Here is a 12,878-nt window from a genome sequence, read left to right on the forward strand (position 1 = left end):
ACACTGCCGCTCGCCGCCTGCGCCGCGAGCGCGTCGCTGCGCCCGTGAAAAGGCATTCTCTGGATCTGCGCCGGCGCTGGTTTCCAACATCTCACCGCGAAGACCAGCGGGACGGCCCCCGCGCGGAGGGCGTCTTCTCCGCTGCCTCCGGCGCGTCACGCTGGAGATGACGAACTCACCGTCATGGCGGCCGGCGCTCCACGCGCCTCGCTGCGCACCTCCCGCGCGGCTGAGCAGGGCGCTCGCGCCCTCGCCTGCGTCGCGACCGTCATGAACGAGGTGAATGGCGCGCTCTCATGCCTCGCAGACATACGACGCGAGGCCGCGCGCCGCCGCGCCCCCCCGTCCCGTCCCGTCCGCCCGCGCCGTCCAGGCGATGTCGCGCCCTCTGCGCCTGGCCTGCTCAGACCACCTCCTGCTGCGCCGTTTGTGCATCCAGGAAGGCAGCCCGGATCGATCGATCCAGGCCATAACCGTCCGCCTCCGTCACTGCAGCTTCGTGACGGGCGCCCGAGGAGGGCTCCCGCGAGCAGCCGAGTCGGCGCGAACCTGCGACAGTTGAATACCGCAGGCGCGTGGGGGAGCGTATGTGGGCAATCGTGGGCGCGTTGGGCCAACCCCTGTTTACGCACCTTCGGTTCGTGGATGGATTTCCGCCTTGCGGCGCCTGCGCGAGCCGCGCGAGACCGATGGGGCCGGCGCCGGCCGCCCCTCCCCTTCCTCGTGTCGCCCGCCGACCGCGCCGCGCTCGATGCGCGCATCGCGCCCGGGCCGGTCGTCACGACGCGCTCAGGGCCCGAGCGGCGCGCGCCTACGGCGGCGCGACGTCCTTGCAGCAGCGGAATCCAAGGTGGTAGTTCGCGTGGCTGCCCTTGCTCATGAGCCGCGTCCCGTGCCAGGCGGGCGCGCGCCACCTGCAGTCGTCCGCGTGGACATCCATCGACGCGAACGCGAACCAGCTCCCCTTCATCTCCGTGAACCCCTTGTCGCCGTGCCGCGCGAGCTCCTCGGGCAGGATGGGCAGGCTCATGTGCTCGGCCACGTTGCCGTGCAGATCGAAGACGCCCAGGCTGCTCCGGCACGCGGGGAACGCCCCGGCCGGATAGGTGTTGGAGCCGCAGCGGTCCCACCCGCCGCCCGGGCACCCGGGCGTCCGGGAGCTCCCCGTGCCGCAGAGGGCGTGGTTCTTCTCGGGGCCATAACTCCACACCTTCTCGCGCAGGAGGTTATGATGCCAGCTCGCCTCGTCGCGGGGGCGCTCCCACTCGTACTCGACGTCGGGCTCCCGGAGGGCGCCGGCGCACGCGCCCTCCCACTCGTGCGCATCGCAGATGCGCTTTCCGACCGCCCGGCACAGGAGCGCCGCCTCGCGCGCCCGGACGTGCACCACGGGGTACTCGCAGGGCAGGTTCGGAAACTCGAGCTGATCGATGCAGACGCGGGCGCTCTCCGCGGTCTGGCCGCGCGTGGGATCGAACAGCGGCACCATCCCCGGCGCGCCGCACGCCGGCTCGCGCGCCGGCTCGACGCCCGCGAGCCTCCGGATGCGGCGGCACTCCGATCGCGACATCGGATGACGCGAGATCGCCGGGTTGCCCTGGCCGAGCACCGGCGACGCCGCGAAGATCGCCTCCACCTGCCGCATCGCCTCGTCCGGGAGCTCGAGGTCGCGCCGCATCCGCCCGAAGAGCCGGCGGCGCTGCTCCTCCAGCGTGTCTGGCACGATGTCCTCGTCATCCATCCTGAGCGTCACGCGCGGCGGCGGCGCCGGCGTTCGCGCCGCGAGGGGCACGCCGTCCTGGTCCTCCGCGGGAGGCGCGCCGCCCTGCGCCTCCCGCGCCCGCGTCAGCGCCAGCGCGCCGCTCGGCTCGGCCGCGGCCACGCCGAGCACCGCCGCGGCCACGCCGAGCGCCGCCGCGCAGGCCGCGCCGGCGGCGACGCGCGCGGAGACCCCTCCGCGCCCCGGCGCGGGCGGCGTCGACGCGCGGCGCACGCCGGTCGACAGCGCCGGCAGCGGCTCGCTCGGCGCCGGGGCGCGCGGCGCGCAATCCATCTGGGGCGGCGTCTCGGCAGAAGACATTGCGCGGTCTCGCGTCTCTCCGTGCTACGAAATGCTGCGGGTCCAGGCAAATTTTGGGGCGCGAATCCAGCTCGCGGGCCGCGCGGCAACTTGACGGTCCTGCCGGGGAGCCGTCAAATGAGCCATGACGCGAAGGGTGCTTCTCCGGATCTTCTACCTGACCCTTCCGCCGCTGTTCGTGCTGCTCGCGGTGATCCTCATTCCGGTCGTCATCGCCTCGCGCGTGGGGAGCCGCGGCCGGCCGTGGAGGCCGGAGGCGTGGAAGAAGATCTCCTATGGAAGTCGCTACTTCCGATCGTCGTTCCGGGGCCGGCTCGGCGAGATCGTCGAGGCCGCCGACGTCGTCCGCGAATTCCTGCTCCCGCTGCTCGTCACCCTCGCCGTCGTGTGCGTCCTCGGCGGGCTGCTGGCGCGCTTCCTCGGGCTCGGGATCCCGAGCTGGGCCTCCGCGTTGCCGGTGGGCTCATGGCTCTCGCTCCTCCCGTCCGACCTCGCGTGGCTGCCCGCGGGCGAGCGGCTCGGCTTCGGCAGCGGCGCCGCGCTCATCCTCGCCGCGTGCCTCGCCGTCGCCCTGCTCGGCTTCGGGATCTCGCTCTACACCTGGCTCGCGTTCGCGCTGGGCGAGGCGACCCGCGTCATCCTGCGGTATGGCGGGGCGGCCACGCTCTTCCCCGACCCCGGGGACGCCATCCCCGGCGGGCGGCTCGTGCTCTGCCAGATCTCCGATCTGCACATCACGGCGCACGGGCGCGAGCCGTACGAGATCGAGGAGGGCTCGGCGTCGTGGCCCGAGGCCGCCCCTCGCCCGGACACGGCCGAGCTGACAGGCCGCCTCCGCCGGCTCGTCGCGGAGATCGCCGCCCTGAATCCGCCGCTGTTGGCGCTGACCGGGGACATGACCGATCTCGGGGAAGAGGCGCAGTGGGCCGAGCTCGAGCGGGCGCTCTCCGGGGTGCCGGACAGCGCGCACGTGCTCATGGTGCCCGGCAACCACGACGTCGCCATCAACCTCGGGACCTCGCCCGATCCCGATCTCAAGAAGAGGGCCGAGCGCGAGCAGCGCTTCATCGACGTGCTCGCGCGCGTCGAGCGCGGCCCCTTCCACCCTCCCCTGCACGCCCCGGCCCGCAAGCGGGCGCGGCGGCGGCTCCGGGCGCGGCGGCGGCTCCGGGCGATCGCCGCCCTGTACCCGCGGCGGATCGAGCTCGAGGGCGGGATCCGGATCTTCGGGCTGAACTCCAACCGGTACCTGTCGCGGTTCGTGGGGTCGAACGCGATAGGGCAGCTCGGCGGCGGCCAGCTCCGGCGCCTCGCCCGCGCGCTCGACGCGGGATCCGGCCCTGTCGTCGTGCTCCTGCACCACCACGTGGCGCGCCTCGCCGGGCCGCTGTCGCTCAACGACACGTTCCAGATCGCCATGGACGGCACGCGCCTGCTCGAGCTCCTCGCGGCGTACCAGCAGAAGAACCCGGCGAGGAACAGCGCGCTCGTGCTGCACGGGCACAAGCACCTCGCGTTCTTCGGCCATTACCGCTCGAAGAGCGGCGGTCGCGTCAGCGTTTACGCGCACCCTTCGTCGACGCTCGGCCACGAGACCGATGGCCACCTCGACGGCGTCGCCCGCTTCGCGGCCGTCCGGCTCACGGAGGACGGCATCTGGCGGGTCGAGACGCACCCGCTCCGCCCCGCGCGCGCCGCCGCCGCGTCGCCAGCCGCGGCCGTGGCGGCGTCCTGAGCGGTTGACCCTCCGGCGCGGCGTGGGCGACGATGCCGCCGCGCCGGGAGGTCGCCGGGTGGCCCGCCGAGGGCGCGCGCGACGCGCCTGGCGCTGGAGACCTGTATGAATATCGAGCTGAATCACCTTATCGTATTCGCTCATGACAAGCTGAAGTCGGCCACGTTCCTCACGGAGATCCTGGGCCTCCCTCCCCCGCAGCCCGCGGGGAATTTCCTCTCCGTCGAGCTCTCCAACCGCGTCACCCTCGACTATGCAGAGCCGCGGATCGACTTTCCTGGCCAGCATTACGCGTTCCTCGTCAGCGAGGCACAGTTCGACGCTAGCCTCTCGCGGATTCGCGCGCTGGGCGTCGAGTTCGCGGCCGACCCATTGTGGCAGCGGCCGGGCGAAATCAACACGAACGACGGGGGGAGAGGGGTATACTTCCGCGATCCATCCGGGCATGGACTCGAGCTCATCACCCGGCCGTACGGGAGCGGGGCGGTGTAGCGTCACGTCAGACCGGCACCGCACAGGCTGCCGGAGAGGAGGGAGAGATCAATGGCCAAGATCACGGTGAGCGCGTTTCGATGGGTACCGCCTTTCGCCCAGGGCCTGGTGCGTGATCTTCGCGTGCGCTGGGCGCTCGAGGAGGCGGGCCTCGCCTACGAGGCGCGGCTGCTCGGGCCCGAGGATCAGGCGGCCGAGATCCAGCGCGGCCTCCAGCCGTTCGGGCAGGTGCCCGTCTACGAGGAGGACGGGCTGGTCCTGTTCGAGTCCGGCGCCATCGTGCTGCACATCGCCGAGCGCTCCGAGGCGCTGATGCCGCCCGACCCGCGCGCCCGGGCGCGCGCGAAGACGTGGATGTTCGCGGCGCTGAACACGATCGAGCCGGCGATCCAGCAGCTCGCCGAGATCGACCTGTTCCACGCCGACGAGGCCTGGGCGAAGATGCGCCGGCCCGGAGCCGTCGAGGGGGTGAAGGCGCGGCTCTCGCAGCTCTCCGGCTGGCTCGAGGGGCGAGATTACCTCGAGGGTCGCTTCACCGCGGCGGACCTGCTCATGACGACGGTGCTGCGCATCCTGCGCCACACGGATCTGGTCGCGCAGGCCCCGGTGCTCGAGGCCTACCGCCTGCGGTGCGAGGCGCGGCCCGCATTCCAGAAGGCGCTGGCCGACCAGATGGCGCCCTTCGCCGAGAGCGAGGCGACGGACCGACGCTGAGCGCGCGCCCGGCGCGTGAAGAGCGCGCCGCCGGTGGGGGCCAGCGCCAGCACGTCGCAGCGGGGATCGAGCGGCGCGTCGGTGTCTTGACACCGTGCGACCGTCCCGCCCACGATGACCGCGTGATGGCTCGCCCGTCGACGTCCGTCGTGTCGTCCGCTGTCCGCGCCCCCGCCGCCCTCGGAATCGCGCTGTCGCTGCTCGCCGGCGCGTGCAAGGGCTCCTCGACGGGCACGGATCCTGGCGAGAGCAACCCCGCTGTCTCGGCCGCCGCCGCGCCCGTCGCGACGGGCGCTCTCGCCGCGCCCCCGGCGGCCTCCGCGTACAAGGTCGGCATGATCCTCGTCGGCCCCCACGACGACAAGGGGTGGAATCAGGCCCATCACGACGGCATGAAGGCGGCCCTGGCGAGGATGTCGAACGTCACGTTCGAGTTCGTCGACAAGGTGAATCCGACCGACCGCCCCGACGTGACGGGCTCGCTGGTCGCGGACGACCTCATCTCCCGGGGGGCCCGGCTCATCGTCTACAACGCCGGCGAGCACGAGGACGACGCCGTCCAGACCGCGCGCGAGCACCCGGAGGTGACGGTCATCCATATCTCCGGTGACGCCGCCTGGAGAGAGGGCAAGAACCACGAGCCCCAGCCGAACCTGGGCAACATCATGGGCCGCATCGAGGTCGGCAAGCACATCTCGGGGTGCGCCGCGGCGATCGGCACGGAGACGGGCAAGATCGGGTATCTGGGCCCGCTCGCGAACGACGAGGCGCGGAGGCTCGTCACCGCGGCGTACCTCGGCGCGCGGTACTGCTGGCAGAAGTACCGCAAGAAGAAGCCCGAAGAGCTCACGTTCAAGGTCACCTGGCTCGGCCTCCGGTCCAGCCTCCCGGGGGGCGCCCTCGATCCCGCCAAGGTGGCCGACGGCTTTTACAGCAGCGGCTACGACGTGCTCCTGACCGGCCTCGACACGCCCGCGATCGCGCAGCAGGCCAGGAAGGCGGCCGCGGCCGGCAAGCGGGTCAAGTACGTGCATTACGACCACAAGGACGGCTGCGCGCTCGCGCCGGAGATCTGCCTGGGGACCGCCTACTTCAACTGGGCGCCTGTCTACCGCGAGGCCATCGAGGGGGCGCGCGCGGGCAAGTACGCGAGCGCGTTCGTCTGGACGGGGCCGGATTTCCGCGATCTGAACGGCGAGGTGTCGGTCGTCGGCTTCCTGCCGGGCGCCGCGCTCGGCGAGGCGAAGGCGCAGCTCGGCGCGTTCGTCCTGGAGCTCGCCCGCGGGCTGGAGCTGTTCAAGGGGCCGCTCCGGTTCCAGGATGGCACCGTGTTCCTGAAGGACGGCGAGGCCGCGACGGACCCGCAGATCTGGTATCTGCCGCAGCTCGTCCAGGGGATCACCGGACCGAGCAAGTAGCCGCCTCCAGGCGGTGATCCGGCGCGGGTCGAGCTCGAGCGCAACACGAGCGACGCGGTCGAGGCGACCACCGCCCGCGCCCGGAGCCGGGCGCCTAGCGCAATCGCCAGCGGTGCAGCGACAGGAGCGCCGCGGGCCCCGGCTTGCAAGAGGATCCCCGAGGGCGCCCGCGAGGCGCACGAGGATCTCTCGGCCGCGTCGATCTCAGCGAGGCTCGCGACCGTACCGCGATCAGCGAGAGGGCCGGCCGATGCGGCGCCGGATGGCGTCCTGCACCTCGGCCGGCAGCGTGCGCAGGTACTCGTCCGGCATGCCGCGCAGCACCGCATCGGAGACCGCGAGCAACTGCTGCTCGGGCGCCAGCCCGGCCAGCCGCTGCTCGGGCGCCAGCCCCGCCACCCGCTGCTCAGGGGGGTAGGCCGACAGCACCTCCTCGGGCGTCAGCCCGGCCAGCCGCCGCTCCGCTGGGAGGGAGTCGAGCAGCTTCTGCAGCATCTCGTCGTAGCCTTCCATCTCCTCCACGCTTTGCATCGTACCTTCCTCCGGGCTCACCCACTGCTGCAACCACCGACGCGCCTCCGGGCCAAGCACCCGGCGATGGCTGAAGATCCTCAAGAAGTCGTCCTGCTCCGCCTCCGCCACCTCGTCGGTCACCACAAGATAGGTCGCGTACACCGCGCCGTCGATCCGGCCATATCCTCCGCCCAGCCGCACCAGAGACCAGTCCATCTCGGCGAGCTCCCGGAGGAACGTGCGCGTAATGCTCGCGACCACGAGGACCAGCGTCAGCGCGCGATACCCCGACAGCCGCTCGATCTGGTCCACGTGGTGCTGCACGCCGTACCCCCACAGCCGCAGCAGGTCGCCGCGGCGGAACGCGGACTCCACCGGGCTCTTGTACTCGAGCACCGTGTCCGTTCCGAGCAGAGGCCACAGGCCGCGCAGCACCGTGGCGTCCCCGACGCCTCGCGGGGCGCCCTCCTTGCGCAACAGCAGCATGTCCGCGCGCTGCGGCTCGATCGTGAGCTGCACCTCGGGCTGGACGGAGATGCTCGCGGGCGCGCGGGCGCGCACCAGGTTCACGAAGCCGAGATGCCATAAATTCCGGGAGATCGTCGCCATGTTGGGGCCATGCAGAGGACGCCGGAGAGCGGCGCGCGGGATTGCGCGCTGGCTCCGCTGCAAGCGCAACGGGGTGGCGTCGTTCATGGATTCCGGGCAGGGTCGCGGGGCGGTCTCGGAAACGGCGCGCCAGCAGGACCCGAGGGCGCGGGCGCGTGACCCGGTCGGCCGAGCAGGGGGCTCGTCGATTCCCCCACGAAGGGGGGGCTGCTGATTCCCCCCACGAGGGGGTGCGTCAGCAGATCCCCATCGGCGCGCCACCCTCGGCGACGAACCGATCGGCGATGTCCACGAGGAGCGCGTCGGTCGCGGGCGCGGTCTTCACGGTGACCTGCGTCTCGTCCGGCAGGAGCACGAACGAGCCGATCACCTTGCCGTCGAGGCGCACCTCGTGGCTCCCGCCGGGCGGAGCCGCGCTCACTTCATAGACCTTGCCGTCGCGTGCCTTGATCTTCATCCCCTACCGGTAGCACGCAGCCGCGCCGCGGGCGCCGCCCGCCTGGCCCGGGACGGGCGCCCCGTGGATCGGGTACGATCCGTCCGGCCTCCAGGAGACCTCCCCCGGCGAGCGCCTTGCGCGGTAGGATGCGCGCACGCGCCCAGCGCGGGGAGTGTGTACCGTGTCGAGATCCGATCTGGTCCCGAGCCCGTCGATCGACGCCGCCGCGCCGTGCCGGCCGGCGGTGGGGCTCAGCAGCGGCGAGCCCCTGGAGATCGTCGTGCGCGCGGCGCTCGCGCAGCGCATCACCCCACGGGCCGCCGCCGCGGGCCTCCCGCTCGACGCCGACCGCTGATGGTGATGTCCGAGTCTGGCCAGCCCTCGGAGGCCGGCGGCGGCGGGTGGATCGTCCTCGGCGTCCTGAACGAGATCCTGCTCAAGCTCGCCACCCAGCCGGACCTGCCATCGCTCTGGCAGGAGGCCTGCGCGAGCGCGCGATGGATCGTCCCGTCCCAGCGGCTCTGCGTCGTGCTCGGCGACGAGGACGGCGGCGCCCGGATCGCGGCGCGGTACCACGCGGGCGCCTTCGAGCACGGCGCGCCCGCGGGCAGCGTCGTCGTGGACGCTTGGATGGTCGCGGCGCTCACGGCCCAGCGCGCCGCGTGGTTCAAGGGGCCCTGGGACGAGCCGCGGCAGGTGGACCTCGCGCGCGCGTGGCTGCTCGCGGACGACCCCGACGTCGTCTTCCACGTGCCGATCCAGGTCTACAGGAGGACCATCGGCTCGATGCTCTTCGCCCTGGAAGATCAGCGCCAGATCGACCGGAAGGCGCTCGCGAGCGCGACCACGTACGCGCTCTACGTCGGCGCCACGTACACCATGCTCAAGAACCAGCTCGATCTCGCCGCGGCGAGCGAGCAGCTCCGCGCGCAGAACGACGAGCTCGAGCGCGTCCAGCGCGAGCTGCGCCTGCAGCTCGACCGGGTCCGCGCCCAGCACGAGGCGATGCTCGAGATGTCGACGCCGATCATCCAGGTGTGGGACAGCGTGCTCACGCTGCCCGTGATCGGCACGGTGGACAGCGTCCGCGCCGCGCGCATGATGGAAGAGGTGCTCGCGGCGATCGTCGCGCACGGCGCCCGCTTCATGATCGTGGACCTCACCGGCGCGCAGGCGGCCGACGCCCCGACCATCGAGCACCTCCTCCGGCTCTTCGCCGCGACGAAGCTGCTCGGCAGCCGGTGCGTCGTCTGCGGCGTCCCGACGGCGATGGTCGGGACCCTGCTGGAGATCGGCGGGAGCCTCGACGGGATCCCGGTGTTCGGCACGCTGAAGAGCGCGCTCCAGCACGTGATGGGCGCCGTCGGACGGCCGCCGCGGTAGCGCGCCCGGGGGCGGCGCACCGTGAGCGGCGCCGGCCGCGGTCAGCGGCCGACGGCGAGCAGCGCCTCCGCGAGGAGCAGCGCGTCGACCGGCCACAGCTCGGGCGGGCGCACGCGCTTCGCCCCGGCCTCGGGCAGCGGGCGGCAGGTGAGCACGAGGCGGCGAAACCGGTCCGGGACCGCGTCCCTACCGTGCGCCGCGCCGAGCAGCGCGCCCGCGATCGCGGCGTTCGTGTCGGTGTCGCCGCCCGCCATCACCGTCGCGACGAGCCCCTCCTCGAGCGAGGGCGCGTGGAGGAGCTGGAAGAAGGCGTTCTGCAGGGCGATGACGACCCAGCCGGCCTGGTGCGAGAAGCTCCGGGGCGGCGCGCGGCGCGCGGCCTCCAGCGCGGCGAGGACCACGCGCTCGCCGCTCCGCTCCGCCTCGGCGCGGGCGGCCGCGAAGGCCCCCTCGACGCCGGCGCCGCCCACCGCCGCGGCGATGGCCGCGACGAACGCGGCGGCGGCCGCGCAGCAGACCGGGTGCGGATGCGTGAGGGCGCTGTCCTCGCGCGCCCAGGCGGCGGCCTCCCGCGGGCGGCCCGCGCCGAGGATGCCGAGCGGCGCCGCGCGCATCACCGAGCCGTTCGCCTCGCTGGCCACGTTCGCGGCCGCCCGGGCGCGCTCGCGGCGCGCGCCGGGGTGCGGCGCGCCCGCGGCCGCCGAGAGCGCGGCCGCCGTGGTGTGGCCGATGTCGAACGGGCGGGTGCCGTACCAGTGCACGTAGGCGTCGAGCGCGGCCTCGGCGACGAAGCCGCGCTTGCGGACGATCGACCGCGCCAGCAGGATCGCCATCTCGGAGTCGTCGGTCGGCTGCCCGGCCAGGGTGTTCCAGGTGCCGCCGTCGGCGAGGTCGTCGACGCCGCCCGGGTAGAGCGGCGCGATCTCCTCCGCGGTCCGGAACTCGACGAGCGCGCCGAGCGCGTCGCCCGCGAGCTGGCCGAGCAGGCAGCCCTGCGCGCGCGCGAGCGCGGCGGCGCCACCGGCGAGCAGGCTGCGCGACGGGCGCAGGAGCCCGTAACCGCCCTGCGGCGCCGGGATGCGGCCGTGGATGACGGCGTTCCACGGGCGCCGCGCGAGCTCCCGCACGACCGCGGGCGCGCCGCCGAAGAGGCGGCAGAGCTCGCCCTCGCGCTCCCGGGTGTACGCGACGGGCGCGCCGTCGTCGTCGACGATCTCGCCGCCGGCGGCGCGCACGAGCGCGTGCCCGGCCGCGTAATCCCAGCTCTGCGGCCGGCTGAGCGAGACCGCGGCGACGCCCTCGCCGACCGCGACCAGGGCGAGCCGGTACGCGAGGCTCGGGAGCGCGAGGAACCGCGCCGGGGCGACGCACCGGGCGTTGCGGGACGGGAGGTAGTCCGCCGACTGCGACAGCAGCACGACGGCGTAGCGGTCGAGCGCGCCGCCGGCGAGCGAGGTCGAGACCGCGGCGCCGTTGCGCCGGATGGGCCCCGCGCCCTCCGCCCACGCGATGAGATCGCCGTCGTCGTCGGGGTAAGCGTACGCGAAGACGACGCCGAGCACCGGCGTGCCCTCGCGCAGGAGGCCGATGGAGACCGCGGCGCCGCGGTAGCCGCGCAGGAAGGACGCGGTGCCGTCGTTCGGATCCACGATCCAGCGGTGCGACGGGTCCGGGCCGTCGAGGGGGCCCGTCTCCTCGCCGAGGAACGCGTAGGGGGTGGCGCCGGTGAGCGCCTCGCGGAGCAGGCGCTCGACCTCGACGTCGATGTCGGCGTGCGCCCCGTCGCCGCGGGGGCCGCCGGGCCGGTGGAACTCCGCGCGGAGCAGGGAGCCGGCGCGGCGCGCCGCCTCGACGGCCACCGCGAGCTCAGCCTCGTAGCCCATGCCGGTCCCGTGATGTCACCGGACCAGCCTACCCCAGGTCGGCGCGGGCGCGGCGGCCGGCGTCGTGCGCGCCGCCCCCGCCGCCCGCGGGCGCGGCGCCGTAGCTGCGCAGGTCGGCGACGGCCGCGTCGACCTGCGCGACGATCGCGCGGGCGTGGTCGAGGAACGCCGCGCCGGCCGGCAGGAGGCGCATGCCGCGCGAGGTGCGCTCGAAGAGCTGCGCGCCGAGCTCGTCCTCGAGGCCGCGGATCTGGCGGCTGAGGGGCGGCTGCGCGATGTGGAGGCGGCGCGCGGCGCGACCGACGTGGCCCTCCTCGGCGACGGCGATGAAGTACCGGATCTGCGACAGGCTCACGGGGCCGATTCTAGTACATCGTCGCCCAGGTTGGTCCCTGGTCCGTCGCCCGCCCGCTCGTCGGGACGATCGGTGTCGCCGACCCGCCCGAGAAGGTCTCCGGTGATCGCTCTTACCCTGGAGACGCCGACGTGCTCGCGTACGCACGCTGCCGTGCTTCTTTGGTATACGGTCGAGGACAGAGCAAGAGGCACGGATGACCTGTGATTCGAGTTACGAGGATGTCGTTGCGGAGAACGAGCGCCTGAGGCAGCGCATCCGCGAGCTGGAGCAGGCGGACGAGGAGCGGGAGCGCCTCCGCGCTGCGCTGCGCCGGGCGGAGGAGCACGTGCGCCTCTTTGTCACCTACACACCGGCCGCATTTGCCATGTTCGATCGGGATATGCGCTACATCCTGGTCAGTCACCGCCACCTGGCGGATTTCGGCTTGCGCGAGGAAGAGGTCATCGGCCGGACCCATTACGAGGTCTTCCCCGACATGCCCGAGCACTGGAAGGCGATCCACCAGCGCTGCCTCGCAGGGGCCTCGGAAGGGAATGACGAGGAGCCTTTTCCGCGGAGCGACGGGCACGTCGAATGGGGGAGCTGGAAGATCTTCCCGTGGCACACGACGACCGGCGAGATCGGCGGGATCATGCTGTTCTCGGAGGTGATCACCAGGCGAAAGCAGCTCGAAGACCAGCTCCGGATGCAGGCAAGGACGCTCCTGGAGCTGTCGGCGCCCATCGTCCCCATCAGCCAGGGCGTCCTCGTGCTGCCGCTGGTGGGCGTGCTGGACTCGGCGCGGGCGCAGCAGGTGATGGAGAGCCTGCTGGGCAAGGTGGTCGAGCGACAGGCGCGGGTGGCGATCATCGACGTCACGGGCGTGCCGCACATCGACACGGCCTCGGCGAACGCCCTGCTGCAGGTGGCGCGGGCGGTCCGTCTGCTCGGGGCGCAGGTCGTCCTGACGGGCATCCGGCCCGAGGTGTCCCAGGCCATCGTCGGCCTCGACATCGACCTCACCGGCATCGTGACCCGCCGCGATCTGCAGAGCGGCATCGCGTTCGCCACCGCGACGAGCCCGGCAGCCTCGTCGCCGTCCCCGCCGTGACGTCCCCTGCCGGGGGCCGCTGCTGTGCAGCACGCTCGCTGCACGCGGCCGCTGCACGGCAGCGTGCGACCGTCTGAATCGTCTGCAGATGCAGCCGGCCTGGCTCGTCCATCGACGCGCCGGCACGACCGGGCGGCGGCGCCGCCCCCTCGGAGCCAGCGCGG

The 12,878-nt window shown here is 73.2% G+C and carries 12 protein-coding genes; 7 read left to right on the forward strand and 5 right to left on the reverse strand.

Annotation, left to right across the window (positions count from 1 at the left end; genetic code table 11):
- Positions 1 to 811: 811 nt before the first annotated feature.
- Positions 812 to 2,080, reverse strand: coding sequence for an SUMF1/EgtB/PvdO family nonheme iron enzyme (locus tag WMF31_RS20655; protein ID WP_436603598.1), 1,269 nt, complete (start codon positions 2,078 to 2,080; stop codon positions 812 to 814).
- Positions 2,081 to 2,204: 124 nt separating this feature from the next.
- Here WMF31_RS20655 and WMF31_RS20660 point away from each other — a divergent pair, with 124 nt between their 5' ends.
- The 4 genes from WMF31_RS20660 (at position 2,205) to WMF31_RS20675 (ending at position 6,439) form a co-directional block, all read left to right on the forward strand.
- Entirely contained in the window at positions 2,205 to 3,815 is a 1,611-nt protein-coding gene (locus WMF31_RS20660; RefSeq protein WP_436603599.1) for a metallophosphoesterase family protein, read from the forward strand.
- A 105-nt stretch (positions 3,816 to 3,920) separates the two neighbouring features.
- A complete protein-coding gene (locus WMF31_RS20665; protein WP_436603600.1) occupies positions 3,921 to 4,307 on the forward strand; it encodes a VOC family protein in 387 nt (128 codons plus the stop codon).
- A 51-nt stretch (positions 4,308 to 4,358) separates the two neighbouring features.
- On the forward strand, positions 4,359 to 5,021 hold the full coding sequence (locus tag WMF31_RS20670) for a glutathione S-transferase family protein (protein WP_436603601.1): 663 nt from the start codon (positions 4,359 to 4,361) through the stop codon (positions 5,019 to 5,021).
- 125 nt (positions 5,022 to 5,146) lie between these two features.
- Positions 5,147 to 6,439 (forward strand): BMP family lipoprotein, encoded by a 1,293-nt coding sequence (locus tag WMF31_RS20675; RefSeq protein ID WP_436603602.1) that lies wholly within the window; start codon positions 5,147 to 5,149, stop codon positions 6,437 to 6,439.
- Between the two features lie 231 nt (positions 6,440 to 6,670).
- Here the strand turns inward: WMF31_RS20675 and WMF31_RS20680 are convergent, their stop codons facing one another.
- Entirely contained in the window at positions 6,671 to 7,561 is an 891-nt protein-coding gene (locus tag WMF31_RS20680) for a hypothetical protein (RefSeq protein WP_436603603.1), read from the reverse strand.
- Between the two features lie 235 nt (positions 7,562 to 7,796).
- Positions 7,797 to 8,018, reverse strand: a complete 222-nt coding sequence (locus WMF31_RS20685; RefSeq protein WP_129347834.1) for a hypothetical protein — start codon at positions 8,016 to 8,018, stop codon at positions 7,797 to 7,799.
- A 163-nt stretch (positions 8,019 to 8,181) separates the two neighbouring features.
- Here WMF31_RS20685 and WMF31_RS20690 point away from each other — a divergent pair, with 163 nt between their 5' ends.
- Complete coding sequence (locus tag WMF31_RS20690; protein ID WP_436603604.1) at positions 8,182 to 8,355, forward strand: hypothetical protein; 174 nt, start codon at positions 8,182 to 8,184, stop codon at positions 8,353 to 8,355.
- A 5-nt stretch (positions 8,356 to 8,360) separates the two neighbouring features.
- A complete protein-coding gene (locus WMF31_RS20695; protein ID WP_436603605.1) occupies positions 8,361 to 9,383 on the forward strand; it encodes an STAS domain-containing protein in 1,023 nt (340 codons plus the stop codon).
- Positions 9,384 to 9,424: 41 nt separating this feature from the next.
- Here WMF31_RS20695 and WMF31_RS20700 read toward each other — a convergent pair whose 3' ends face one another.
- Positions 9,425 to 11,266, reverse strand: coding sequence for an inositol monophosphatase family protein (locus WMF31_RS20700; RefSeq protein WP_436603606.1), 1,842 nt, complete (start codon positions 11,264 to 11,266; stop codon positions 9,425 to 9,427).
- 28 nt (positions 11,267 to 11,294) lie between these two features.
- Positions 11,295 to 11,621, reverse strand: coding sequence for a LysR family transcriptional regulator (locus WMF31_RS20705; RefSeq protein ID WP_436603607.1), 327 nt, complete (start codon positions 11,619 to 11,621; stop codon positions 11,295 to 11,297).
- Between the two features lie 196 nt (positions 11,622 to 11,817).
- Here WMF31_RS20705 and WMF31_RS20710 point away from each other — a divergent pair, with 196 nt between their 5' ends.
- Positions 11,818 to 12,714, forward strand: a complete 897-nt coding sequence (locus tag WMF31_RS20710) for an STAS domain-containing protein (protein WP_436603608.1) — start codon at positions 11,818 to 11,820, stop codon at positions 12,712 to 12,714.
- Positions 12,715 to 12,878 lie beyond the last annotated feature (164 nt).

The sequence above is a fragment of the Sorangium sp. So ce1036 genome, from assembly GCF_051369805.1.
GTDB lineage: Bacteria > Myxococcota_A > Polyangia > Polyangiales > Polyangiaceae > Sorangium > Sorangium cellulosum_F.

Excerpts from the sequence above, each read along its gene's own strand:
- WMF31_RS20655 (WP_436603598.1), bottom strand. The coding sequence starts at position 2,080 with ATGTCTTCTGCCGAGACGCCGCCCCAGATGGATTGCGCGCCGCGCGCC.
- WMF31_RS20660 (WP_436603599.1), top strand. The coding sequence starts at position 2,205 with ATGACGCGAAGGGTGCTTCTCCGGATCTTCTACCTGACCCTTCCGCCG.
- WMF31_RS20665 (WP_436603600.1), top strand. The coding sequence starts at position 3,921 with ATGAATATCGAGCTGAATCACCTTATCGTATTCGCTCATGACAAGCTG.
- WMF31_RS20670 (WP_436603601.1), top strand. The coding sequence starts at position 4,359 with ATGGCCAAGATCACGGTGAGCGCGTTTCGATGGGTACCGCCTTTCGCC.
- WMF31_RS20675 (WP_436603602.1), top strand. The coding sequence starts at position 5,147 with ATGGCTCGCCCGTCGACGTCCGTCGTGTCGTCCGCTGTCCGCGCCCCC.
- WMF31_RS20680 (WP_436603603.1), bottom strand. The coding sequence starts at position 7,561 with ATGGCGACGATCTCCCGGAATTTATGGCATCTCGGCTTCGTGAACCTG.
- WMF31_RS20685 (WP_129347834.1), bottom strand. The coding sequence starts at position 8,018 with ATGAAGATCAAGGCACGCGACGGCAAGGTCTATGAAGTGAGCGCGGCT.
- WMF31_RS20695 (WP_436603605.1), top strand. The coding sequence starts at position 8,361 with ATGTCCGAGTCTGGCCAGCCCTCGGAGGCCGGCGGCGGCGGGTGGATC.
- WMF31_RS20700 (WP_436603606.1), bottom strand. The coding sequence starts at position 11,266 with ATGGGCTACGAGGCTGAGCTCGCGGTGGCCGTCGAGGCGGCGCGCCGC.
- WMF31_RS20710 (WP_436603608.1), top strand. The coding sequence starts at position 11,818 with ATGACCTGTGATTCGAGTTACGAGGATGTCGTTGCGGAGAACGAGCGC.